At 70.9% G+C, this 24624-nt stretch carries 20 protein-coding genes and 3 tRNA genes; 10 read left to right on the top strand and 13 right to left on the bottom strand.

What is annotated here, in order from left to right; genetic code table 11:
- Positions 1-70: 70 nt before the first annotated feature.
- The gene (locus tag OG230_RS11325) at positions 71-811 is read right to left on the bottom strand and encodes a SanA/YdcF family protein (RefSeq protein WP_443051533.1); all 741 of its coding nucleotides are present in this window, start codon (positions 809-811) and stop codon (positions 71-73) included.
- 198 nt (positions 812-1009) lie between these two features.
- Here OG230_RS11325 and OG230_RS11320 point away from each other — a divergent pair, with 198 nt between their 5' ends.
- Both OG230_RS11320 and OG230_RS11315 read left to right on the top strand, forming a co-directional pair.
- Positions 1010-1930, top strand: coding sequence for a sirohydrochlorin chelatase (locus OG230_RS11320; RefSeq protein ID WP_328910044.1), 921 nt, complete (start codon positions 1010-1012; stop codon positions 1928-1930).
- Between the two features lie 37 nt (positions 1931-1967).
- Positions 1968-3278, top strand: coding sequence for a deoxyguanosinetriphosphate triphosphohydrolase (locus OG230_RS11315; protein WP_328910043.1), 1311 nt, complete (start codon positions 1968-1970; stop codon positions 3276-3278).
- Here the strand turns inward: OG230_RS11315 and OG230_RS11310 are convergent.
- Entirely contained in the window at positions 3259-4332 is a 1074-nt protein-coding gene (locus OG230_RS11310; protein ID WP_328910042.1) for a winged helix-turn-helix domain-containing protein, read from the bottom strand. The genes OG230_RS11315 and OG230_RS11310 overlap by 20 nt on opposite strands.
- Before the next feature lie 383 nt (positions 4333-4715).
- On the opposite strand from OG230_RS11310, the gene OG230_RS11305 reads away from it, so the two are divergent.
- From OG230_RS11305 to OG230_RS11295, 3 genes are all read left to right on the top strand, one after another.
- A complete protein-coding gene (locus tag OG230_RS11305; protein ID WP_328910041.1) occupies positions 4716-5975 on the top strand; it encodes an NAD(P)/FAD-dependent oxidoreductase in 1260 nt (419 codons plus the stop codon).
- A 113-nt stretch (positions 5976-6088) separates the two neighbouring features.
- Entirely contained in the window at positions 6089-8002 is a 1914-nt protein-coding gene (dnaG, locus tag OG230_RS11300) for a DNA primase (protein WP_328910040.1), read from the top strand.
- 220 nt (positions 8003-8222) lie between these two features.
- Positions 8223-9314 (top strand): RNA polymerase sigma factor, encoded by a 1092-nt coding sequence (locus tag OG230_RS11295; protein ID WP_443051532.1) that lies wholly within the window; start codon positions 8223-8225, stop codon positions 9312-9314.
- Positions 9315-9373: 59 nt separating this feature from the next.
- On the opposite strand, the gene OG230_RS11290 is transcribed toward OG230_RS11295, so the two are convergent.
- The 4 genes from OG230_RS11290 to OG230_RS11275 form a co-directional block, all read right to left on the bottom strand.
- Complete coding sequence (locus tag OG230_RS11290) at positions 9374-11308, bottom strand: ABC transporter ATP-binding protein (RefSeq protein ID WP_328910039.1); 1935 nt, start codon at positions 11306-11308, stop codon at positions 9374-9376.
- On the bottom strand, positions 11308-13041 hold the full coding sequence (locus OG230_RS11285) for an ABC transporter ATP-binding protein (RefSeq protein ID WP_328910038.1): 1734 nt from the start codon (positions 13039-13041) through the stop codon (positions 11308-11310). Before OG230_RS11285 ends, OG230_RS11290 begins: the two co-directional genes overlap by 1 nt.
- A 125-nt stretch (positions 13042-13166) precedes the next feature.
- A complete protein-coding gene (locus OG230_RS11280; RefSeq protein ID WP_328910037.1) occupies positions 13167-14612 on the bottom strand; it encodes an FGGY family carbohydrate kinase in 1446 nt (481 codons plus the stop codon).
- A 146-nt stretch (positions 14613-14758) separates the two neighbouring features.
- Positions 14759-15073: a YtxH domain-containing protein gene (locus tag OG230_RS11275; protein ID WP_328911369.1), complete on the bottom strand. Its 315-nt coding sequence runs from the start codon at positions 15071-15073 to the stop codon at positions 14759-14761.
- A 182-nt stretch (positions 15074-15255) separates the two neighbouring features.
- On the opposite strand from OG230_RS11275, the gene OG230_RS11270 reads away from it, so the two are divergent.
- The 3 genes from OG230_RS11270 to OG230_RS11260 all read left to right on the top strand — a co-directional run bounded on the left by OG230_RS11270 (position 15256) and on the right by OG230_RS11260 (position 15715).
- A tRNA-Asn gene (locus OG230_RS11270) sits at positions 15256-15328 on the top strand.
- Between the two features lie 5 nt (positions 15329-15333).
- Positions 15334-15406 (top strand) — tRNA-Asn (locus OG230_RS11265).
- Positions 15407-15641: 235 nt separating this feature from the next.
- A tRNA-Ile gene (locus tag OG230_RS11260) sits at positions 15642-15715 on the top strand.
- 53 nt (positions 15716-15768) lie between these two features.
- On the opposite strand, the gene OG230_RS11255 is transcribed toward OG230_RS11260, so the two are convergent.
- The gene (locus tag OG230_RS11255; RefSeq protein ID WP_328910036.1) at positions 15769-16554 is read right to left on the bottom strand and encodes a TetR/AcrR family transcriptional regulator; all 786 of its coding nucleotides are present in this window, start codon (positions 16552-16554) and stop codon (positions 15769-15771) included.
- 127 nt (positions 16555-16681) lie between these two features.
- Here OG230_RS11255 and OG230_RS11250 point away from each other — a divergent pair, with 127 nt between their 5' ends.
- Complete coding sequence (locus tag OG230_RS11250) at positions 16682-17905, top strand: saccharopine dehydrogenase family protein (protein WP_328910035.1); 1224 nt, start codon at positions 16682-16684, stop codon at positions 17903-17905.
- 16 nt (positions 17906-17921) lie between these two features.
- Here OG230_RS11250 and OG230_RS11245 read toward each other — a convergent pair whose 3' ends face one another.
- The 3 genes from OG230_RS11245 to OG230_RS11235 all read right to left on the bottom strand — a co-directional run bounded on the left by OG230_RS11245 (position 17922) and on the right by OG230_RS11235 (position 21008).
- The gene (locus tag OG230_RS11245) at positions 17922-18287 is read right to left on the bottom strand and encodes a cupin domain-containing protein (RefSeq protein WP_328910034.1); all 366 of its coding nucleotides are present in this window, start codon (positions 18285-18287) and stop codon (positions 17922-17924) included.
- A gap of 170 nt (positions 18288-18457) precedes the next feature.
- A complete protein-coding gene (locus OG230_RS11240) occupies positions 18458-20401 on the bottom strand; it encodes an FAD/NAD(P)-binding protein (protein ID WP_328910033.1) in 1944 nt (647 codons plus the stop codon).
- Between the two features lie 241 nt (positions 20402-20642).
- Entirely contained in the window at positions 20643-21008 is a 366-nt protein-coding gene (locus tag OG230_RS11235) for a YybH family protein (protein WP_328910032.1), read from the bottom strand.
- 102 nt (positions 21009-21110) lie between these two features.
- On the opposite strand from OG230_RS11235, the gene OG230_RS11230 reads away from it, so the two are divergent.
- Complete coding sequence (locus OG230_RS11230) at positions 21111-22040, top strand: LysR substrate-binding domain-containing protein (protein WP_328910031.1); 930 nt, start codon at positions 21111-21113, stop codon at positions 22038-22040.
- Between the two features lie 123 nt (positions 22041-22163).
- Here the strand turns inward: OG230_RS11230 and OG230_RS11225 are convergent, their stop codons facing one another.
- The 3 genes from OG230_RS11225 to OG230_RS11215 form a co-directional block, all read right to left on the bottom strand.
- Complete coding sequence (locus OG230_RS11225; protein WP_328910030.1) at positions 22164-22922, bottom strand: MerR family transcriptional regulator; 759 nt, start codon at positions 22920-22922, stop codon at positions 22164-22166.
- Between the two features lie 78 nt (positions 22923-23000).
- A complete protein-coding gene (locus OG230_RS11220) occupies positions 23001-23525 on the bottom strand; it encodes an ATP-binding protein (RefSeq protein WP_328910029.1) in 525 nt (174 codons plus the stop codon).
- Between the two features lie 309 nt (positions 23526-23834).
- Positions 23835-24623 (bottom strand): VOC family protein, encoded by a 789-nt coding sequence (locus tag OG230_RS11215; protein ID WP_328910028.1) that lies wholly within the window; start codon positions 24621-24623, stop codon positions 23835-23837.
- Between the last annotated feature and the right edge of the window lies 1 nt (position 24624).

Here is a 24624-nt window from a genome sequence, read left to right as displayed (position 1 = left end):
GTTACGCACCGGGTACACCCACCTCAGCCCGCCCCGGACCCGGCGGTGAGGTCGGCCCCCCGCGTCGCCCTCAGTCCGCCGCGAGGGCTTCCGTGACGCCCGGTTCCCGCGGCCCGAGGAACTGCGGATCGGGCCGGAACACGACGTCCAGCGCCGCCTTCCCCGAGGCGATCATCTCCCGCACGCCGCCGTAGTACCAGGTCGCGTCGTGTACGTCGTCGACCCCGACCCCGTACGCGTCGATCCCTGCGGTGCGGCACAGCGCGATCGCCCGCCGGATGTGGAAGCCCTGGCTCACCAGCACCGCCCGGTCGACGCCGAAGATCTTCTTGGCCCGTACACAGGAGTCCCAGGTGTCGAATCCGGCGTAGTCGCTGACGATCCGCCCGTCCGGTACCCCGCGCTCGGTGAGATACGTCCGCATCGCGTCCGGCTCGTCGTACTCCACCCGGCTGTTGTCCCCGGTGACCAGCACGACCTTCACCGTGCCGGTCCGGTACAGCTCGGCGGCGGCGTCGAGCCGGTGCGCGAGGTACGGCGAGGGCCTTCCCTGCCACAGCCCGGCCCCGAACACGACCGCGACCTGCCGTGCGGGTGCGTCGGCGGTCGTCCGTACCCGCGCGTCGGCCGTGGCGTACATCCAGGTGGCGGGCGCGAGCCCCACCACACAGGCCGCCATGAGCCCCTGCACGAGCAGCCGCTGTGCACGGCGGGTCCGCGGCAGGCGCGGCAGCGAGGGCAGCCGTGCCAGCGACGGCCTCAACCGTGCGGGCCACCTCGGCCGTCCCAGCCGCCCCGCCCATCCGGGCATCCTCGGCCGTCTCAGTCGTACCCGTGGCACGCAAGCCCCCCTGTCCGTCCGCCGTCGTCACGTTCTGCCGTCTCCTATGACGGGACGAACGGCGGGCCGAAACAGTTCACTCCTCCGCGACATCCACCGTGAGGCCACGGCAAACACCCGTCACCCTCGCGCAACGGCACGGCAACCTCCACCCGGCACCATCGGTCCATGACGGCGCCGGCATCGGAACACCCCCGTGAGCCCCTGTCCCTCGACAGCACCGCCCAACTCCTGACCCGCATCACCAACCAACTCGGCACCCAGCTCAGTCTCGTCTCCCGGAACGGAACCCGCAGGCCCATGTACCGCACCCGGCAGCCCGTCCGGACCGCCCCCGCGGCCGGCGGCGCACCCGCCCCCACGCTGGTCGCCGTCGCGCACGGCAGCCGGGACCCGCACGCCCTGCGCACGGTCCTGGAACTCCTCGACCGGGTCAGGGAACTCCGCCCCGGCCTCGACGTCCGCCTCGGTCACATCGAGCTCAACGAACCCCTTCTGCCCCAGACGCTGGCCGCCGTGGGAGCCGGCGACGCCGTACTCGTACCGCTGCTCCTCGGCCGCGGCCACCACGTCAAGCACGACCTGCCCGCCGCCGCTGCCGGCGCGCCCGCCCTGCGGAGCCGCACCGCCGCACCGCTCGGCCCGCATCCACTGCTCGTCGAGGCGCTCCACGGACGCCTCGTCGAGGCCGGCTGGGACGCCGGCGCCAGGAGCCGCAGCGCCGCCGTCGTGCTCGCCGCCGCCGGTTCGCGCGACCCCGACTCCGCGGCCGACACCCGCCGCACGGCCCGGATGCTCAGCGAACGGCTCGGCGGCATACCCGTCGTGCCCGCCTACGCCTCCGCCGCCGGACCCACCGTCCCGGCCGCCGTGCGCGCCCTCGCCGCCCGGGGCCGCCACCGGGTCGCCATCGCCTCGTACTTCACCGCACCCGGCCGCTTCGCCACCGCGGCAGCCGCCGCCGCACCGGGAGTCGCCGCGGCCCCGCTCGGAGCCCACCCGGCGATGGCCCGGCTCGTCCTGCACCGGTACGACGCGGCGCTCGGATACGAATCCCCGGTGAACGAGCGGCTCCTGGCGTCCGCCTGACCCCGGTTTGTCGGTCCGGGTCGTTACTGTCGGGACCATGGACGGTACGCAGGGCAGCCACGACACGCACACGGCCGCATACGGGGCCAGGGACACCGAGCGCTGGGACACCGAGCCCGACAAACGGCCGGGCCGCACCGCGTTCCAGCGCGACCGCGCCCGCGTGCTGCACTCGGCGGCCCTGCGCCGCCTCGCGGGGAAGACCCAGGTGGTCACCCCCGGCACCCGAAGTCCCGCCTGGGACGCCAGCCCCCGGACCCGGCTCACGCACTCCCTGGAATGCGCACAGGTCGGCCGTGAGCTGGGGGCCGCGCTCGGCTGCGACCCGGATCTGGTCGAGACGGCCTGCCTCTCGCACGACATGGGCCACCCGCCGTTCGGGCACAACGGGGAGCAGGCGCTCAACGACTTCGCGTCGGACTGCGGAGGCTTCGAGGGCAACGCCCAGTCGCTGCGTCTGCTGACCCGGCTCGAACCGAAGCGGTTCGTGCGCGACACCCGCAGCGGCGAGCTCGTCAGCGTCGGGCTCAATCTGACCCGCGCCGCCCTGGACGCCGCGACGAAGTACCCGTGGCCCCGCGGCGGCCATCCCACCGACCCCGCCTCCCCGAAGTTCGGGGTGTACGAGGACGACCTGCCGGTCTTCGACTGGGTCCGCCAGGACGCCCCGCGGGACCGCACCTGCTTCGAGGCCCAGGTCATGGACTGGTCCGACGACGTCGCCTACTCCGTGCACGACTTCGAGGACGGACTGCACGCCGGGCACATCGACCCGAACTGCCTCTTCGCCGAGCCGGAGCGGCGCGAGATCTTCGCCGTCGCCGTCGGCCGGTACGTACCGGCCGACACCGAACCGCAGGAGCTCGCCGAGGCCCTCGACCGGCTCATGGACCAGGACTGGTGGCCGCACGGCTACGACGGCTCGGCCGTCGCCCAGGCCCGGCTGAAGGACGCGACGAGCCAGCTCATCGGCCGCTTCTGCCAGGCCGCCGAGGTCGCCACGTACGAGCGGCACGGTCCCGGACGCCTCAGCCGGTACGGCGCGGAGCTCGTCGTGCCCCGCGAGGCGCGCAACGAGTGCGCCGTGCTGAAGGCCGTCGCCGACCGCTACGTCATGCAGCGCGCCGAGCAGGAGGTCATCCGCGCCGAACAGCGCATCGTCATCGCGGAGCTGGCCGCCGCACTGACCGCCCGCGCGCCGGAAGGGCTGGAGCCGCAGTTCCGCGCCCAGTACGAGGGGGCGCCGGACGACCGGGCGCGCAAGCGGGTCCTCGTCGACCAGATCGCCGCGCTCACCGACGCCTCGGCCCTGTCCCTGCACACGACCCTCACGATGCGGCGCTCCTGAGCGCGACCGCCCCGCTCCGCCCGCCGTGGGAGACCCCCGCCCTCCCGCCGGCCACCCCGGTCATGAGGGCGTCGCCCAGCCGGGTGCGCCGGTGGACCACGGACGGGCCGCGCCGCTCCGAGCTGATCAGTCCCGCCTCCCGCAGCACCGTCGCGTGCCGGCTCGCCGTCGACAGTGCGAGGCGGAGCGCGGAACCCAGCTGAGTCGTCGTCAGCGGCCTCTCCAGCACGTCCAGTACCGCCGCCCGGGTGTGCCCGATGAGATGCGCCACCGGCCCGGGGCCCGCCGCGGCGTTCCGCTCCGCGGCCCTGAACCGCTCCAGCCAGCCGGGCAGCGGGGTCACCGGGTGCACGAGCACGGGCGGCAGCAGCGGATCGGCGAGGGCGACGGGGAAGCGTACGCAGAAGAACGCAGGGACCATCGTGAGCGGACGCCCGCCGAGAGGAAGGTCCCACCGCACCGGATACGAGGCTTCCAGCACCCGGTCCTCCTCCCGCCAGGAGAGGTCCGGCCGGTAGCTGGCGAGCAGCCCGTCCGGCCCCCCGGCCAGGGCCGCTTCGGCGCGCAGCGGGCGGTCCGCCGCGACCACCGGTCCGATCGCCGCGAGATACGGCTCCACCGCCACCGCGTAGTAGCGGCGCAGCCCCTCGCCGAGACGGCCGAGCGCCCCGGCGTCCCCGGCCGCCAGCCGCCGCGCGCCCGCCGGTATCCGGCCGGGCCCGTAGAGCCGGGCGACCTCCCGTCCGATGCGGGGCGCCGGGGTGGAGAGCACCCGGTCGATCCCGGTCTCCAGGTCCGTGGTGCCCGGCGCGGGCGTGAGGAAGTCGGGGAAGTACGCGGCGAACGGACAGAGCCGGATCAGCGAGGCCACCGTCTCCTCAAGACCGGCCCGCGCGATCGCCGTCCGCACCTCCCTGCGCCAGGGGTCGAAGACCAGCGCCGCCTGTCTGTTCTGGAGCAGATGCAGGGTCAGAGCCACCTCCCACAAGGGGTCGGGCCCCGGCGAGACCCGTAATCGGTTCAGATCCCTGCTGGTGAACTGGATACGTAACATGCGTCCCCCGCGCGTCGCGTGCCGTCCCGCTTTCCACCGTAGCCAGTTCTCCGGTGCCGTGCCCGGAACCCCCTCATCCCTTTGCCGTGAGACCGAAAAGCCCGTCAGAAGGACGCCGCACAGCGGAATTCGGGGTGCGAGCCGCCACCCGGCCGGTGCCCCGGGGCGCGGCGACGGCAGTCGGCCGTGCCACAAGTGGTGTGCTGGGGGCACATGACCGCGCCGGGGGGACCCGCTCCGCACGGTGCCGGTCACAGTCGGCAGACTGACCTCATGACCACTGGGTGTGACCTGATCGGGGCACACCCTCTTTCGCCATCACGCTGCGTGCGGGACGCTCGCAGCTGGCGGCGGAGCACAGCACCAGCACCGAGGAGGCACAAGTGGTCGACGCACATCGCACGTTCGTCATCGTCGGCGGAGGACTGGCAGGAGCGAAGGCAGCGGAAACACTCCGTGCCGAGGGCTTCAGCGGCCGGGTGATCCTGATCGGCGATGAGCGTGACCATCCGTACGAACGACCTCCGCTCTCCAAGGGGTATCTGGCCGGCAAGGAGGAACGGGACAGCGTCTTCGTTCACGAGACGGCCTGGTACGCCGGGGCCGACATCGAACTCCACCTCGGCCAGCCCGTCACCGCCATCGACCGCGCCGCCCGCTCCGTGCAGCTCGGCGACAACACCGTCATCCACTACGACAAGCTGCTCCTCGCCACCGGCGCCGAACCCCGCCGGCTCGACATCCCCGGTACGGACCTGGTCGGTGTCCACCACCTGCGCCGCCTCGCCCACGCCGACCGGCTGCGCAACGTCCTGGCCGGCCTCGGCCGGGACAACGGCCACCTGATCATCGCCGGAGCCGGCTGGATCGGCCTGGAGGTCGCGTCGGCGGCCCGCGGTTACGGCGCGGAGGTCACCGTCGTCGAACCCGAGCAGACCCCGCTGCACCAGGTGATCGGCCCCGAGCTCGGCCAGATCTTCACCGATCTGCACAGCGAGCACGGCGTCCGCTTCCACTTCGGTGCCCGCCTCACCGAGATCATCGGCCAGGACGGGCTCGTCCTCGCCGCCCGCACCGACGACGGCGAGGAGCACCCGGCCCACGACGTGCTCGCCGCGATCGGCGCCGCACCGCGCTCCGCGCTCGCCGAAGCGGCCGGACTCGACCTCGCGGACCGGGCCCACGGCGGCGGCATCGCCGTCGACGCCGCGCTGCGCACCTCCGACCCGCACATCTTCGCCGCGGGCGACGTGGCAGCCGTGCAGCACCCGCTGCTCGGCACCCGGCTGCGGGTGGAGCACTGGGCGAACGCCCTGAACAGCGGCCCGGCCGCCGCCCGCGCCATGCTGGGCCAGGAGGTTTCGTACGACCGGGTGCCGTACTTCTTCTCCGACCAGTACGACCTCGGCCTCGAATACTCGGGCTGGGCGCCGCCCGGCAGCTACGACCAGGTCGTCATCCGCGGCGACGCCGGAAAGCGCGAGTTCATCGCCTTCTGGCTGAAGGACCGCAAGGTCCTGGCCGGGATGAACGTCAACGTCTGGGACGTCACCGAGGACATCCAGCAGCTGATCCGGGCCGGGGCGCAGATCGATCCCGACGCGCTCGCCGACCCGTCGGTGCCGCTGGATTCCCTGCTCTGACCGAGCGAGGGGGCTGCCGGGAGGGGCCGTCCGCCCTCCCGGCAGCCCCGCCCGTTCCACGGATCACACCGCCGTGCGGTCCGGCTGTCGTGGCCCACCCGTAGACTTCACGGGTGGCAGGCAGGATCAATGACGACGACGTGAAGGCGGTCCGGGACGCGGTCCCGATCGACGCCGTCGTTTCCGAGTACCTCCAGCTGCGCAACGCGGGCGGCGGAAACCTCAAGGGACTCTGCCCCTTCCACGACGAGAAGTCCCCCTCCTTCCAGGTCAGCCCCAGCAAGGGGCTCTTCCACTGCTTCGGCTGCCAGGAGGGCGGCGACACGATCGCCTTCGTGATGAAGATCGACCACCTCACCTTCTCCGAGACGGTCGAACGCCTCGCCGCCAAGGCGGGCATCACCCTTCGGTACGAGGAGGGCGGCTACAACCCCTCCCACCAGCGTGGCGAACGCATCCGGCTGGTCGAGGCGCACAAGGCCGCCGCCCGGTTCTACGTCGAGCAGCTGGACAGCCCCGAGGCCGAGATCGGCCGTGCCTTCCTCGCGGGACGCGGCTTCGACCAGGCAGCCGCCGCCCACTTCGGGGTCGGCTACAGCCCCGCGGGCTGGGACCACCTCACCCGCTATCTGCGCGGCCAGGGCTTCAGCGACAAGGAGCTCATCTCCTCCGGTCTCTCCCAGGACGGCCGCCGCGGCCCCATCGACCGCTTCCGCGGCCGGCTGATGTGGCCGATCAGCGACACCTCCGGCGAGATCGTCGGCTTCGGCGCGCGCAAGCTGCGCGACGACGACAACGGCCCGAAGTACCTCAACACCCCGGAAACGTCGATCTACAAGAAGTCCCAGGTGCTGTACGGCATCGACCTGGCCAAGAAGGACATCGCCAAGGCGAGCCGGGCCGTCGTCGTCGAGGGCTACACCGACGTCATGGCCTGCCACCTCGCCGGGGTCACCACCGCCATCGCCACCTGCGGCACGGCCTTCGGCAACGACCACATCAAGCTCCTGCGCCGCCTTCTGATGGACAACGGCAGCGCCCGGGTGATCTTCACCTTCGACGGCGACTCCGCGGGCCAGAAGGCCGCCCTGAGGGCCTTCGAGGACGACCAGAAGTTCGCCGCCGAGACCTACATCGCGATCGCCCCGGACAACATGGACCCCTGCGATCTGCGGCTGGCCAAGGGCGACGACGCCGTCCGCGACCTCGTCGAACCCCGTACCCCGCTCTTCGAGTTCGCGCTGCGCCAGATCGTCGGCCGGTACGACCTGGAGACCCCGGCGGGCCGCGCCGCCGCGCTCGACGAGGCCGCACCCGTCGTCGCGAAGATCAAGACGAGCAGTGTGCAGCGCGAGGTCGCCGTCCAGCTCGCCGGCTTCGTCGGCATCCTCGACCAGGAGTTCGTCGTGCGCCGGGTGGCGCAGATCGCCCGCTGGGCCCGGGACCGCGGCGACCGCGGCCCCGCGCAGGGCCCGTCCCGGGGCGGCTCCCACCACCAGTCCGGACCGGCCACCGCCGCCCCGGCGGCCCCCTCGGGCCCCGCGCTCAACCTCCGCAGCCCCGCCCACCGAACCGAGCGCGAGCTGCTCAAGCTCGCCCTCCAGAAGCCCGCCCTGGTGTCACCGGCCTTCGACGCCTACGGGATCGACGAGTTCACCGCCCCGCCGTACGCGGCGGTGCGCCAGTGCATCGCGGAGGCGGGCGGCGCCGAACAGGGCCTGGCCGAGACCCGCGAGTACCTCGTCAACGTCCTGGACGCCGCCCCCGACGACACCGTGCGCAACCTCGTCACCGAGCTGGCCGTCGAGGTCTTCCACGGCAAGTCCATCGACGAGACGTATGCGGGCATGCAACTCGTCCAGGTCCGGCTGCGCGCCGTCGACCGCCGCATCAACGATGTGCAGGGCAGTCTCGCCCGCCTCGGCAGCAACGTCGCCCCCGAGCACCTGGCCGCCGCGCAGAACGAGGTCTGGGTCCTCCAGCAGTACGCCCAGTCCCTCCGCAGCAACGGCGCCGACGCGCTCTGACGCGCCCGCGCCGCCCCGAGCGGACCGGCGGCGCCCCGGGGCCGGTAACCGGCCGGTCACGCACAGGACTCAAAAAGTCACCGCACGCCCCTCGTGGCAGCGATGTGTCGTACCCCACACTGGGTGGCGGTGCCTGAGTCATCGGAGCGCGGTCGGTCCACCGAGGGCGGACCCCACACCCGCCGCGGTCCGGCAGCGCGATCACCTGGAGGTCGCCCCCGTGCAGACCCGGACCGTGACGAGCCCGACCGAGCATGTCCCGGCGATCCCCGTGCAGAACCGGGCCGTGCGCCATCCGGAGGCCACAGCGGCTCCACCCGGGGAGGCGGCGGACACCGTGATGGAGGAGCCACCGGAGGTGCCCGAACGCCCGGAGCGGCCGAGCCGCCCGGACACCGGCGGCACCTCGTCCGACCTGTTCCGCCAGTACCTGCGGGAGATCGGCAGGATTCCGCTGCTCACCGCGGCCGAGGAGGTGGACCTCGCCCGACGCGTCGAAGCGGGCCTCTTCGCCGAGGAACGGCTCGCCGGCACCCCCGATCCCGACACCAGGCTCGCCGTCGACCTGGACCGTCTCGTGGTCATGGGACGGATGGCCAAGCGCCGGCTCATCGAGGCCAACCTCCGCCTCGTCGTCTCCGTCGCCAAGCGGTACGTGGGCCGCGGCCTGACGATGCTCGACCTCGTCCAGGAGGGAAACCTCGGACTGATCAGGGCCGTCGAGAAGTTCGACTACGCCCGGGGCTACAAGTTCTCCACGTACGCGACCTGGTGGATCCGCCAGGCCATGTCCCGCGCGCTCGCCGACCAGGCACGGACCATCCGGGTCCCCGTCCACGTCGTCGAGCTGATCAACCGCGTCGTACGGGTCCAGCGCCGCATGCTCCAGGAACGGGGCTACGAACCGACGGCCGAAGAGGTCGCGGCCCAGCTCGACCTGACACCCGAACGGGTCGGAGAGGTGCTGCGCCTCGCCCAGGAGCCCGTCTCCCTGCACGCCCCGGTCGGCGAGGAGGACGACGTCGCCTTCGGCGACCTCATCGAGGACGGCGACGCCGCGTCCCCCGTCGAGTCGGCCGCCTTCCTGCTGCTGCGCGAACACCTGGAGGCGGTGCTCTCCACGCTCGGGGAGCGGGAGCGCAAGGTGGTCCAGCTGCGCTACGGGCTGGCCGACGGGCGGCCCCGCACGCTCGAAGAGATCGGCCGGATCTTCGGCGTGACGCGCGAACGCATCCGCCAGATCGAATCCAAGACCCTCAACAAGCTGCGGGACCACGCCTTCGCCGACCAGCTCCGCGGCTATCTGGACTGAACGGGGTCCGTACGCACCGGACCCCGCTCCCTGATCCGGCCTGATCCAAACGAAAGACCCTAGTCCACCTCGGCCAGCGCCTGGGCGAACTGTGCCGCGTACAACCGGGCGTACGCGCCCCCGGCCGCCAACAGCTCGTCGTGCGTGCCCTGTTCGACGATGGAACCGTTCTCCATCACCAGGATCACGTCCGCGTCCCGGATCGTGGAGAGCCGGTGTGCGATCACGAAGCTGGTCCGGCCGTGCGCGAGCCGTGCCATCGCCTTCTGGATCAGCACCTCGGTACGGGTGTCCACCGAGCTCGTCGCCTCGTCGAGCACCAGGATCACCGGGTCGGACAGGAACGCCCGCGCGATGGTGATCAGTTGCTTCTCGCCCGCGCTGACCCCGGAGCCCTCGTCGTCGATCACCGTGTCGTAACCGTCCGGCAGGGTGCGGATGAAGCGGTCGGCGTGGGCCGCCCTGGCCGCCTCCTCGATCTCCTCCCGGGTGACCTCGCGCGAAGCGCCGTACGCGATGTTGTCCGCGATCGACCCACCGAACAGCCAGGTGTCCTGGAGGACCATGCCTATCCCGGACCGGAGTTCGTCGCGCGACATCGTCGACACATCGGTGCCGTCGAGGAGGATCCGGCCGCCCGTCACCTCGTAGAAGCGCATCAGCAGATTCACGAGCGTCGTCTTGCCGGCCCCGGTCGGGCCGACGATCGCGACGGTGTGGCCCGGTTCCACGCTCAGCGACAGGTTCTCGATGAGCGGCTTCTCCGGGTCGTAGCGGAAGGACACCTTCTCCAGCGAGACGCTGCCCAGCGGCGTGCCGGGGCGGGTGCGTGACTCCGGGGCCGGGTCGGGCTCCTGCTCGTCGGCGTCCAGCAGCTCGAAGATCCGCTCGGCCGACGCGACGCCCGACTGCACCAGGTTCGCCATCGAGGCGACCTGGGTCAGCGGCATCGAGAACTGCCGCGAGTACTGGATGAACGCCTGCACATCGCCGATGGACAGGGCGCCGGAAGCGACCCTGAGCCCGCCGACGACCGCGACCAGCACGTAGTTCAGGTTCGACACGAACATCATCAGCGGCTGCATGATCCCGCTGTTGAACTGGGCCTTGAAGCCCGCCTCGTACAGCGCGTCGTTCTGCTCGGCGAAGTCCCTCGCGGACTCCTCCTGCCGCCCGAAGACCTTCACCAGGGTGTGGCCGGTGTACATCTCCTCGATGTGGGCGTTGAGCCGGCCCGTCACCTTCCACTGCTGCACGAACTGCGGCTGCGAACGCTTGCCCACCCGGGCCGCGACGACCACCGAGAGCGGGATCGTCACCAGGGCGACCAGCGCCAGCAGCGGCGAGATCCAGAACATCATGATCAGTACGCCGACGATGGTCAGCAGGGAGTTGATGAGCTGCCCCATCGTCTGCTGCATCGTCTGCGAGATGTTGTCGATGTCGTTCGTCGCGCGGCTCAGCACCTCGCCGCGCTTCTGCCGGTCGAAGTACGACAGCGGCAGCCGCGCCAGCTTCGTCTGGAGGTCCTCGCGCAGCTGGAACACGACCCGGTTGATCACCCGGATCGACAGCCGGGTCGACACCAGCATCAGCAGCCCGGCACCCAGGTAGACCACGAGCGCCACCAGCAGGACGTTGCCCACCGCACCGAAGTCGATGCCCTCGCCCGGGGTGAAGTCCACGGCGGAGAGCATGTCGGCCAGACCGTCGCTGCCCTTCTCCCGCAGTCCCTCGATGGCCTCAGCCTTCGAGCTCCCCTCCGGCATCCCGCGGCCGACCACGCCCGCGAAGATCAGGTCGGTCGCCTTGCCGAGGATCTTCGGGCCGACCACCGAGAGCCCCACGCTCAGCGCCACGGCGACGAGCATCGCGTACAGCGAGGACTTCTCCTGGCTGAACCTCTTCAGCAGCCGCTTCCCGGACCCCTTGAAGTCCATGGACCGCTCGGTCGGAGCGCCGCCCGCCATCATGCGTCCGCCAGGCCCGGCCATTACGCGGCCTCCGCTTCCGTCAGCTGGGAGAGCACGATCTCCCGGTAGGTTTCGTTGCCGTCCATCAGCTCGTGATGGGTGCCGGTCCCGACGACCCGGCCCTCGTCCAGCACCAGAATCCGGTCGGCGTCACGGATGGTGGACACTCGCTGGGCCACGATCAGCACCGTCGCCCCGGCCGTCTCCCGCGCGAGCGCCCCGCGCAGCGCGGCGTCCGTGGCGTAGTCGAGCGCCGAGAACGAGTCGTCGAAGAGGTAGATCTCCGGCTGCTGCACCAGCGTCCTGGCGATCGCCAGACGCTGCCGCTGACCACCGGAGACATTGGTGCCGCCCTGCGCGATCGGCGCGTTCAGGCCGTTCTCCAGCCCCTCCACGAACTCCTTGGCCTGAGCGACCTCCAGTGCGTGCCAGAGCTCCTCGTCGGTCGCGTCCGGATTCCCGTACCGCAGATTCGTCGCGACCGTCCCGGAGAACAGATACGGCTTCTGCGGCACCAGGCTCACGGTCTTCGCGAGCAGCACCGGGTCGAGCGTGCGCACGTCGACGCCGTCGACGAGCACCGCGCCGTCCGTCGCGTCGAACAGCCGCGGTACGAGCCCGAGCAGCGTCGACTTCCCGCTGCCCGTCGACCCGATGATCGCGGTCGTCTCGCCGGGCCGCGCCACCAGGTCCACCTCGCGCAGCACGGGCTCCTCGGCGCCCGGGTAGCGGAACTCCGCTCCCCGTACCTCCAGATGGCCGTGACTGCGCAGCTCCGTGACGGGGGCCAGAGGCGGCACCACGCTCGAATCGGTCTCCAGGACCTCCTGGATGCGCTCGGCACAGACCTCGGCGCGCGGCACCATCATGAACATGAAGGTGGCCATCATCACCGCCATCACGATCTGCATCAGATAGGCGAGGAACGCGGTCAGCGCGCCGATCTGCATGCCGCCGCTGTCGATGCGGTGCGCACCGAACCAGACCACCGCGATGGACGACACGTTCACCACGGTCATCACGGTCGGGAACATGAGCGCCATGAGCCGGCCGGTGGACAGGGACACGTCCGTCAGATCGGTGTTGGCCCCGCGGAAGCGCTTCTCCTCGTACGCGTCCCGGACGAAGGCGCGGATGACGCGGTTGCCGGTGATCTGCTCGCGCAGCACCCGGTTCACCGTGTCGAGCCGCTCCTGCATCGTGCGGAACAGCGGGCGCATCCTCTTCACGATGAGGCTCACCGAGATCCCGAGGACCGGCACCACGGCGAGGAGCACGGCGGAGAGCGGCACGTCCTGCCCGAGCGCCATGACGATGCCGCCGACGCACATGATCGGCGCCGAGACCATCAAGGTGAACGCCATCAGGACCAGCATCTGGACCTGCTGCACGTCATTGGTCGTCCGGGTGATCAGCGAGGGTGCGCCGAAGCGGCCGAGTTCCCGCGCGGAGAAGGACTGCACCCGGTCGAAGACCGCGGCACGGACATCGCGTCCGAGCGCGGACGCGGTGCGCGCGCCGTAGTAGACCGCCCCGACGTTGCACACGACCTGGACGATGCTGACGGCGATCATGATGCCGCCGAACTCCAGGATGTAGCCCGTGTCGCCCGTCACGACACCGTTGTCAATGATGTCTGCGTTGAGGCTGGGCAGGTAGAGGCTGGCGCAGGTCTGCAGCAGCTGGAGAAGGACCAGCAGGGCAATGGGTTTTCGGTACGGGCCGAGATGGGTCCGCAGGATTTTTATGAGCACGCGTGTCTCTCGGAGTCGGCGTTGGGCAGAGGCCGACCCATTTTCCGGTACCGCACACCGCGACCGCGAACGCTTTTGCTCAAACCCAGGTCAAAACCCGCCAGGCATCCGGCCGGGGCGCGGCCTCAGACGGAATCGTCGAAGGCCCCGGGGTGGATCTGGTCCCGCGTTGCCCCGTACTGCTGGCGCACGGCCCGTCCGACCGCGAGCTCCTCGCCGGGCTCCAGCACCTGCGCCGCGGCGCCCTGCCAGGCCGGGGGAGTACGCGGGTCGAGCGTCCCCTCCGAGACCCCGAGCGCCCACGCCGCCTGCCGGGCCGCACCCAGCGCCGCGTACTCGGCGGGCTGCGGCACGACGACCTGCGTACCGAACACCGCGGGCGCCAGCGCCTGCACCGCGGGCAGCTCGGCCGCCGCGCCCAGCAGGAACACCCGGCGCACCTCGACCCCGCGACCGCGCAGCACGTCCAGCGCGTCGGCCAGCGAGCACAGCATCCCCTCGAAGGCCGCGCGCGCCAGGTGCTCCGGCTTCATCGACTCGCGCCGCATCCCGCTCAGCGTCCCCGCGGTGTGCGGGAGCCGGGGAGTGCGCTCACCCTCCAGATACGGCAGCAGGACGAGCCCGGAGGCGCCCGGCGTCGACTTCAGCGCCAGCGCGGAGAGTTCGTCGAGTCCCTCGACCCCCAGCATCTCGGCGGTGCCGCGCAGGACCCGCACGGCGTTGGACGTGTGGACCACCGGCAGATGCATCCCGGTGGCGTCGGCGAACGACGTGATCATCCCGGTCGGGTCGGCCAGCGCCTCGTGGTGCACGGCCATCACGGAACCGGAGGCCCCCAGCGACACCACGGCGTCGCCGACCGCGACCCCGAGCCCGAAGGCGGCGGCCATCGTCTCGCCCGTGCCCGCGGAGATCAGCAGACCCTCGGGCGTGGTCCCGGCGGATTCCGAGGGGCCGAGCACCTCGGGCAGCGTCGCCTGGTGACCGAGCGCGAGCTCGACCAGATCGGGACGGTAGGAGGCGGAGCCGGCCGACCAGTACCCCGTACCGGAGGCGGCACCGCGGTCGGTCGTGCGCCGGGCGGGGCGGCCCAGCAGCTGCCACACCAGCCAGTCGTGCGGCTGCATGACGGCGGCGACGCGCTGGGCGTTCTCCGGCTCGTTGCGCGCCAGCCAGCGCAGCTTCGCCACCGGCTGCGCGGCCTGCGGCACGGCACCGACCGCCTCGGCCCAGGGCCTGCGGCCACCGAGCCCGTCGATCAGGTCGGCCGCCGCCACCTGCGCCCGGCGGTCGTTGCCGAGCAGCGCGGGACGTACGAGATTGCCCTGGCGGTCCAGGGGGACGAGGCCGTGCTGCTGGGCGGAGACACCGATGGCCTGCACGCCTTCGAGCAGCCCGCCGGAGGCCGCCTCGCCGAGCGAGAGCAGCCATACCTGCGGATCGGCCTCGGTGGCCTTCGCCTCGATGGGGTGTGCGGCATACCCCTGCCGCAGCACGGCGCCCGTGTCCGTGTCACAGACGACGATGTGAGTGAAGGCGGAAGAACTGTCCAAGCCGGCGACTATGCCCATACCCAAGATTCTGCCGCACCGGCGGAGCTTTCCCGCACCGGACGCCGTCGGACGTCCGGCGCGGGCCCCTTCGGGCCGGCCGAAGGAGAGCGCCTAGGGAGTGTCCGCAAAGCACCGCCGGCCAGACGAGACTTTGCGGACACGGCCTAGGTATTGGTGGTGCCCCAGTCGTCGCCGCCGTTCTGCGCGCTGCGCTCGCGCAGCGAGCGCACCCGGTCGGCGACGGACGCGGGCACGTGGTCACCGACCGTGTCGCCCACCTTCTCGCTCACCGAGTGGTACGCCTTGCCGGCGAACTCCCGGCTGCCCTGGGCCGCCGACTCCGCGGCGTTCCGGACGGCCGGGTTCTGGGCCAGCTGCTGCGCGGACTTCTTCAGTTGCTCGTAACGCTCGCGCCCGGCTCGCGTGCCGAGCACGTAACCGAGGGCCACTCCGGCGATGAACGTGAGCCGGTACCGCATGGCTGCCACCCTTCCTTCGCTCCGTGCGACATCTGCCTGCCCGCCTACCCGTGGGCACCCGAGATCACCCCGGGTGGAACCGATTGGCGGAGCACCCCCCTGCTTGCGCTAATGTATGTGTCGCAGCGAACGCGCGCCGCCCGGCAGCCGCCAGGTAGGTACGATTCGAGGCAACGCAGCAATCCCCTGTAGCTCAATTGGCAGAGCAGCCGGCTGTTAACCGGCAGGTTACTGGTTCGAGTCCAGTCGGGGGAGCGCGATCCTCTGTAGCTCAATTGGCAGAGCAGCCGGCTGTTAACCGGCAGGTTACTGGTTCGAGTCCAGTCGGAGGAGCAGAACGGAAGAGGACCCCTCGGGGTCCTTTTTCGTGTGCCCGTTCCGTCCGTCCATGCCTCGTGGGCGGACTCCCGCCGTGACTCTTTCGTGGGGAGTTCGCGACGACCGGAACCGGGCAGCCACCAGCGCAGTCCTCATGGTCACGTGAAGACGGGCATGCCGGAGCGAGAGATCGTATGACCGGCTATGCTGCGGCAGACGGCGCGCACACGTGTACGCGCCACGCCGAAACGGGGCGGTAGCTCAGCCGGTTAGAGCAGCGGACTCATAATCCGTCGGCCGTGGGTTCGAGTCCCACCCGCCCCACCGAGGAAGCCCAAGCAGAATCGTTCTGAGCTTGGGAAACGCGTTTTGTGGGTTCATTTTGCTCCCGCGCCGGGGCGCGGAGCTGCCTCAGGTCGTCCGTGCCGCGGTTCGTCCGCGGGGCGGGAGTGCCGCTGGGCGCGTATCCGGGTGAGTTCCCCCGCCGCGCTGTTCAGCAGCGTTTCGAGGACGACGGGGTAGGCGCTGTGCGTCATCCGCCCGGCCAGGAGCCGCGCGGTGGCGGCAATGTGCGGATGGGTGTCGGCGGACAGTTCGGCGTACGTGGAATTCCACATCTCCTCGTCCGCTGCGAGGGCCTCGTCGGTCAGTGCCAGGGACCCGGCGTCCAGAGCGGCGAAGGCCAGGCTGAGGTCGATGAACGCGTGGTAGACGGCGACCGCGTCCGCGTCCGGGAAGCCCGCGACGCGCAGGATCCCGAGGATCGTCTCGTCCACCGCGATCTCCCGCGGACGCCCGGTGACCCGGCTGGCGGTCAGCACGGCGGCCTGGGGGTGGGCGAGATAGGACGCGTGGATGGCCTGACCGAGGGAACGCAGGTCGGACCGCCACTCTCCGGTGGCCGTCCAGGTGTCCAGGGCCCGCCCCATGAGCTCCTCACCGATGGCCCGGGTCAGATCGTCCAGGCCGGCGAAGTACCGGTAGAGGGTGCTGGGGTCGGCGCCCAGGGCCGCGCCCAGCCTGCGGGCCGTCAGTCCGGTGCTTCCGTGTTCACGCAGCATCCGTAGCGCGGTCTGCACGATGACCTTCTCGGACAGCACCGTGCCCTGCCTCGTCGGCCTGCGCCTGCGTCGTTCCGACTCCGGCACCACGTGTTTCGCCACGTCGACGCTCCCTGCTCACCGCACATCGAGACCCTTATGCCAACGGCGTTGACCTTAACCCCCGGAGTCCCGTTGCATCGTGCCCAGCCCGGAGACAACCGTTTCCGGCAACTGAAAGGTGTGTGAGATGCGCGTACTTCTCGTGGGAGCGGGCGGCGTGGGTACGGCCGTCACCCGGATCGCGGCCCGCCGCGACTTCCTGACCCACATGGTCGTCGCGGACTACGACCTCGCACGCGCGGAGGCGGCGGTCGCCGCGCTCGAGGGGCACGGCGACCGGTTCAGCGCGAGGCGCCTGGACGCCTCCGACGAGGAGGCGGTGCGTCAGGTGCTCGCCGAGGAGAGCTGTGACGCCCTGCTCAACGCGACCGATCCACGGTTCGTGATGCCGCTGTTCAACGCGGCGCGCGCGGCGGGCACGCACTATCTCGACATGGCGATGTCCCTGTCCGCGCCGCACGCCACCCACCCGCACGAGCGGTGCGGCGTGAAGCTCGGCGACGCGCAGTTCGAACAGGCCGGCACCTGGGAGCGTTCCGGACGGCTGGCCCTGGTCGGTATGGGCGTGGAACCGGGACTCTCGGACGTCTTCGCCCGCTACGCGGCGGACGAACTCTTCGACGAGATCGAGGAGATCGGCGTCCGCGACGGAGCCAACCTGGCGGTCGAGGGCTACGACTTCGCCCCGTCCTTCAGCATCTGGACGACGATCGAGGAGTGCCTCAACCCCCCGGTGGTGTACGAGAAGGACCGCGGCTGGTTCACCACCGCTCCCTTCAGTGAACCGGAGGTGTTCGACTTCCCCGAGGGCATCGGCCCGGTGGAGTGCGTCAACGTCGAGCACGAAGAGGTCCTGCTCATCCCGCGCTGGATCGACGCCCGCCGGGTGACGTTCAAGTACGGTCTCGGCGACGACTTCATCGCCAGACTGAAGACCCTGCACGAGCTCGGTCTGGACGCCATCGAGAAGGTCACCGTCCCCTCGGAGAACGGGCCCGTGGAGGTGTCCCCGCGTGACGTGGTCGCGGCCTGCCTGCCCGACCCGGCCACCCTGGGCGACCGTATGACGGGCAAGACCTGCGCGGGCACGTGGGTCAAGGGCACCAAGGACGGGTCGGCACGCGAGGTCTACCTCTACCACGTCGTCGACAACCAGTGGTCGATGGGCGAGTACGGATCCCAGGCGGTGGTGTGGCAGACGGCCGTCAACCCGGTCATCGCCCTCGAACTCGTCGCGAGCGGAGCCTGGTCCGGGAGCGGCGTCCTCGGCCCCGAAGCCCTGCCGCCCCGCCCCTTCCTCGACCTGCTGACCGAGTACGGCTCGCCGTGGGGCCTGCGCGAGGGGAGCTGACGGCAGGGTCGTACGGCTAGGACGACGTCCCGCCCTCCCCGAGGTCGATCGCGTACGCCTTGCGCAGCGTCTCGTGCACCGTCCAGGTGGTGCGGTCGCCCTCGTGCAGCACGGCGAGGTCTCCCGGCCCGACCGTCAGCGTCGGCCCGCCCTCCACCTCGATGGTGGCCGAGCCGCTGAGTACGACGAACATCTCGTCCACCTCGGTGTCGGTGACGACTCCCGGAGTGATCTGCCAGACGCCGCGCAGCCGACGGCCGTCCTCCGACTCCCAGACGACCTTGCCGGTCACCTCCGGCGAGCCGGAGACGATCTGCGCGGGGTCGAGCGGCTCGGGTTCGAGGTCGGTGTCGGGCACGTGGACGACAAGGCTGTGAGTCATGCGGCGACGCTAACCGGTGCGCACGGTGCTCCGGGGGTGACATGGTGTGGCGTTTTCGGTGGGGTGTCCGGACACTTCGTCGCGCTCCTGGTCCGCACCGCGCTCCGGCCGGCTGGGTGAACAAGAGGTCCCGTGCCGTGGGCGGCACGGGACCTCACGTCACCGCAGGCTCACAGGAGGTGTGCCACGGCGCGGATCGCCGCGTCGAAGGCGGCGTGCGTGTAACCGAACGCTTCCGCGTCGGAGTTCGCGATGGCGATCCGCCCGACCGGGCGGCGGGCCTGGGCGTACGGGCGCTGCGACTCGGGCTGGAACAGGGACGGATCGTCGAGGGAGTTGTACTCGTAGGCGTACCCGTGGGCCCAGCGGTTGACCGTGATGGCCGAGATGTCGCGGGCCGGGTCGAAGCCGTAGTCGCCCAGGGAGCGGGTCATCGAGTCGCGGATCTCGCGCTCGAAGTCCTCGAACGACATCCTGATCAGTGTGCGGCGGCCTGCCTTGTGCTGCTCGCGACAGACCAGACCGGGGGAGCTCGGGGTCGCCGAAAGGGATACCACGGTGGGCAGTTCGGGGCGGTGCGGCATCGTGAAGTCACCGATCTCGGTGACCGTCGGCAGGCCGAAGCTGGAGAAGAACATCGAGGGCGTGCTGACCCGGGAGACACGGGCGTCGGCGAAGGCCCGCCAGTCGCGCAGTGCCACCCGCGCGTACACCAACGGCACCTTCGTGCCGTAGCGCATCGCGGTGACCTGCTCCGGCGGCAACTCGGGCACGACGTACGAGGAGACGGAGTTCCAGCAGGCCATGACCACGCCCTTGGCCCGGACCCGATGGCTGAGGCCGCCCTTCGAGTAGTCGACCACCGCGCCGTGCCGGCCTTCGTTGCGGACCTGGAAGGCCGTGCTCGCCAGCCGGATGCGGACGGGACTGTCCCGGTCGTCGAGGCGGGAGTAGTCCGCCTTCGCGGTGACGATCTCCCGCCAGTCCGGCCTGCGCTCGTCGAAGGCGTGTGGGACGAGCTTGCTGACCAGCAGGCGGGCCAGCGACGCGTTGCCCTCGGGGAAGTAGAAGTTGCCGTCCTCCTCGGTCTCGGCGAGGTGCATCAGCGGGGTCAGCCCGGCCCCCGGCCACGGAGTGTGTTCGAGTCCCAGGCCGCCGAAGCCCGGCTGTCCGGTCGCCCACGCGTCGGCCGCGGCGACGTGGTCGACGTTCACGCCCCAGAGGCCGTTGGTTCCCCGCTTGACGACCTCCAGCGCGTCGTCGTCCAGGCCGAGGTTCTGGCGCAGATAGGTCTCGTACGGGGTGCGGGCGAGGATTTCCTTCTTCTGGGTGTCCGTCAGTCCGGGGTAGAAGTCCTCGGTCGTCGTGTACAGGCGAACCAGCGCGGCCCGGCTCGCCTCGCTCATCGGCAGCTTGGTCGCGTACGACGCCCAGGACTCGCCGGATTCGCGGATGACCAGCTGGTCCTTGCCCCAGCGCTCGGAGTTGAAGAGGGTGCCGCTGCGGAGGGAGTACGGCGCGTACGCGTCGCCCTTGACCGTGGCTTCCAGCGCCTTCAGGTCGACGCCGAGATCCTTGGTGAGCAGGTCGCGGGCCCCGCGCGACCAGGTGCTCGGGGTATCGATGTTGACGGTGCCGCCGTTGGACAGCAACTGTGTGCGGCCGACCTGGAACTCGTTGCGCCGGGCATGCCCGCCGAAGTCGTCGAGGGCGTCGAGAACGAGCACACGGGCCCTCGGGCCGGCGTGCTTGCGGTAGAGGTAGGCCGCGGCCAGTCCGCTCAGCCCGCCGCCGACCACGACCAGGTCGTAGGTCTCACGGGTATCCGATATGCGACCCGGCGCGAAGTCGCCGTCACGCACCGCGTGCGCCACGTCGTACGCGCCCGGCTGCTGGCCCCGCAAGCCGGTCGCGGTGGGCGGGTACGGCGCGGTCGGCCTGCCGTGCCCGTGGGTGTGTCCGTGGCCACCCGACGCGTCGGGGGCGGCATGTGCCAGGCCGGGGAGTGCGATCGCCGCGGTCGCGCCGACTGCGGTGACGGCCACTCCGTCGAGGAAGTCGCGGCGCGTGATCTTCCGGTGCATTCCGAGCTCGTGATCATTGAATCTGGGCATGCGAGACCCCATATCGATCTTCGGTTTTCGGAGCAGTTGCGTGCTGCCGGAATGCTATACAGTCGTTGAGTCATATATGCAGTGCGAATTTCGTTGTGTGTAAGCATTTTTGATGCGGAATTCGCAATCCGATGGAACGTGGTCAGATCGGTCGTGCGGCGTCCCAGGAGGCCGGCCCCGGCCTGCGGGCCTGACGGGCCCGCTCGGTCGACCCGGGCCGGCCGGTGGCGCTTCAGGCGGATCAGTCGGCCGGCGGACGGAACTCCGGCTGGTCGATCATGCGCAGCCAGCTGCCGTCGGCCTGACGGCGGGCCACCTGGGCGCGGGCGCCCGAGCCGTCCTTCGGTGGCGTGGCGGTCAGGGCGATGTCGCCGCAGACAAGAGTCGGGAGCGGCTCCTCCGCCTCGAAGCGCGGAGCTCGGGCGAGCACCGTCTCCCAGAGTTCGCGGATGGCTTCGCGGCCCACCGTGGTGCTGCCGGGCGGGTAGGCCATCACCGCCCCCTCCTCGTACAGCGCGGCAAGGCCGGCGGCGTCACCGGCATTGGCGCGCTCCACGAAGAGGCGGGTGAGGTCCTCGGGCTTCCATGCCTTCTCGTTCTCGGGCACGACGTTCCTTCCATGGAGGGCGAATTCGGGCATCGCCATGATCCAACGTCGGTCCGAAATAAGTCCAAGCAATCCTTTCGATCGCTTCTATAATCAAAAGTTATGGAACTCAGGCAGCTGACGTACTTCCTGGCCGTGGCGGAGGAAGCCAACTTCACCCGGGCCGCCGAGCGCGTGCACATCAGCCAGCCAGGGATCAGTGCACAGATCCGCCAACTGGAGAACGACCTCGGCGCGACCCTCATCGACCGGTCCGGCCGCAGCGCCGGACTGACCGCGGTGGGGGAGGTGGCCGCCGACCACGCGCGCGCTGTTCTCGCCGCCGTGGAGGCGCTGCGGCGCGCGGTGGACGAGATGAACAGCCTGGTACGCGGCCGTCTGGTCGTCGGCATGGTGACGGCGTGTACGGTCACTCCGCTGTTCGATGCCCTGGCGAGCTTCCATCGGGCCCACCCGGGCGTGGAGATCAGTCTCGTCGAGGGCGAGTCCGCCCAACTGGTGGAGTACGTCCGTGAGGGAGCCGTCGACCTCGCGCTGATCGGGGCGGCCGACCGGGCTCCGGAGGATCTGGACGGACAGCAGGTGCTCAGTGAGCCGATCGTCGCGGCGGTGCCGCACGGACACCCGCTGGCCGAGGAGGACGGCGTCACTCTCGCCGAGTTGAGCGCCCATCCCGTGATCTGCCTGCCCCGGGGTACCGGCATCCGGGCCGTACTGGACCAGGCCTCGGCCGCACGCGGCCTCACACCCACCGTGGCTCTCCAGGCCGGCGCGCCGGGCGCGGTGCTGCATCTGGCCGAGCGGGGACTGGGCGTGGCGGTTCTGTCCGCATCCATGCTCGCCCAGCACCCGCGGTTGCGGACCGTGCCCATTACCGACGCCGACATCGCTGCGGTGCTGGCCCTCGTCTCCGCGCCGGCCAAGAGCCCGGCCCTTCGCGAACTGCTCGTGCACTGCCGGGATTCCTTCGGGCTTCCTGCCGCCCGCACGGCGCCGGTCCCGACCGCGGACGACGTCGCGGGCCGAGGCTGATCTCCGGGCGCGCGCATGCCGTCGGCACCGGCCGGAGCCGACGGCACGCGTCCCGAGCGGTCGCGGTCAGCCCTCCGCGGCCCGGAAGCCGGCCGCCCGGATCAGCACCAGGACGGCAGCGGTTCAGCTCAGCCGGGTGGCGGCGTAGGCGTCGATGGCGTCGCGCTGGTACGCGGCCAGACCAGGGGCGATCGACTCGTACGCGGTGCGCCAGACGTCGTTCTCCACACAGGAGTGTCCGATGGCCCGGTACTCCTCGGCGGAGACGCTGCGCAGCTGGGTCAGCGCCCGGTACTGGGCGTCGATCTCGGCCTGCACCGGCTCGGCGTCGGCCGCGTGGCCCGAGGCCATGAGTTCGGCCAGCCGGATCATCTGCGCCGTGCGCTCACGGTGCCCGGCGTCCGCGTCGGCCTGGCTCATCGTGGCAGCCCGCCGTCCGACCTCCTCGGCGAGTTCGGGGAAGTCCCGCATGTTGTCCGCGTAATGGGTGGGCTGGACGCCTTCGAAGAGGTTCTCGGGTCGGTTGATGGTCATGGGGTGGCCATCCTTCCTGGATCGCTCCAGTTCGGCGATCGTGCGGGAGACGGTGCCGGCCAGGGCGTCGAGGCGGTCCCTCTCCGCGAGCAGCCGCCGGTGGTGGCCCCGCAGGGCATCCACCTCGTCGACCTGATCGGAGAGGATGCGGCCGATCTCCGGCAGCCCGACGCCCAGGGCCCGCAGCACGAGGATCTGCTGCAGCAGCAGGAGCTGCTGCTCCTCGTAGTAGCGGTGACCGTTGGCGCCGATACGGGCCGGTGGCAGCAGGCCGGTCTCGTCGTAGTGGCGCAGTGTCCGGGCGGTGACACCCGACATTCGGGCCACTTCGGAGATCGGCCAGTCCATCGTTGCTCCCGCACGTGTGTCGCCGGGCCGGTCGTTCCGGCCCTGTTCACGACGGTAGAAGCTGCCGCTACGGCAACTTCAACCCCGAAAACCCATCTTCCTCGGAGCCGGACACGCACGGACGGGACGCGGTAAGCCCGTCGCGGGACGGGCGGTGGGAAGGTCGGACGTCACTTCCAGTTCCGCCCACACCGTGTGCCCGGGGCCGGACCGGTCGTCGCCCCAGCGGGTCGCGAGCGTGTCCACGATGAACAGGCCGCGTCCGCTGGTCATCAGCGAGCCGGAGGGGTGACGCCAGTGGGCACGTACCCGGTCGACGTCGATTCCCGGGCCGGCGTCGGTGACTTCGAGGCGCACGTACCGCCGTCCTCGGCCGTCCGGCAGGAGCCACATGCGCGTACCCCAGGGCGGTGTGCCGTAGCGGAGGGCGTTGGTGAACAGTTCCGTCGCGACCAGAAGCACGTCGTCGGCGATGCTCTGCAGGCCCCAGCTCGCCAGGTATCTGCTGATCACGTCTCTGGCTTCGGCGGCGGGACCGGCCGGAATCCCGGCCCGGCCTCGGTCGGCACGGGAACGGCTCAGGACGGGAACGACGACTCTCATGCAAGTGATTCGTCGCCCGCGCCGTCCCGGATTGGTCGTCCCCGGGCCGCGACCGCCCGCGCTCCTCGTGCCCGCGATGTGATCCCTGAGCGCGTGTGAACCCCGGGGGCGAGGACTGCTGTGAACCGGCCCCGCGGCACCTTCCGAATGCCGCGAGGCCGTACCGCATCCCTCACGCACTCCATTCGTCACCGGAGCCCGTGCGGATTGGCCGGGAGTCGCCCGGATTCCGCGGTGCGCTCACCCGCGGCCCGGGGGAGCGGCCGGAGGTCCCGGCGTGTTCCGTGTGGATCCCGCGGCCGGTGCCGCTCAGCTCAGTGAGGGCATCTCGCCCTCGGTGGTGGTGACGTCGATGACCGAGAACGCCGCTCCCTGCGGGTCGGTCAGCGCCGCGAACCGCCCGAACGGGCTGCTCATCGGCCCGAACCGCAGCACCGCGCCGCGCTCCGTCGCCTTCGCGACCGCCGCGTCGCAGTCCTCGACGGTGAAGTACACGTTGACGTACGACGGCACCTCGGGCGGGAACTCCTCCGTCATCTTCATCCGCCCGAGGACGGTGTCCTCGCCCACGTTGTAGACGGCGAAGTCGATGGCGTCGTCGTCCATCTTCTTCACCTTGTAGGGGAAGAGGCGGGGGAAGAAGGTGTCCGACTTCTCCGGCTCCCGGGTGAAGACCTCGGCCCAGCAGAACGCACCGGGAACGGCCTGCGCCTCGAAGCCCTTGTGCGTGTCCGGCTGCCAGACCCCGAACACCGCCCCGCCCGGGTCGGCGGCCAGCACCATCGTGCCGAACTCGCCGACCTGCATCGGCTCCAGCAGGACCTGACCGCCGCTGTCGCGGACCTTGCCCGCGGTGGCGGCGGCGTCCGACGACGCGAGGTACAGACACCACGCGGCCGGGCTGTCCTGGCCGGGCATGGGCGGCGACACGGCGGCCACCGCCTTCCCGTCCGCGTACGCCTGGGTGTAGTTGCCGAACTCCGGCGACGCCTCGCCGTAGGACCAGCCCAGCACGTCCGCGTAGAAGCTCTTGGCCGCTTCGACGTCGGGGAACATGGCATCCGCCCAGATCGGCGTGCCCTCAGGTGTTTCGGCCATG

The sequence above is a fragment of the Streptomyces sp. NBC_00234 genome, from assembly GCF_036195325.1.
In the GTDB taxonomy this organism is placed as follows: domain Bacteria; phylum Actinomycetota; class Actinomycetes; order Streptomycetales; family Streptomycetaceae; genus Streptomyces.
This window is presented reverse-complemented; position numbering and strand designations above follow the sequence as displayed.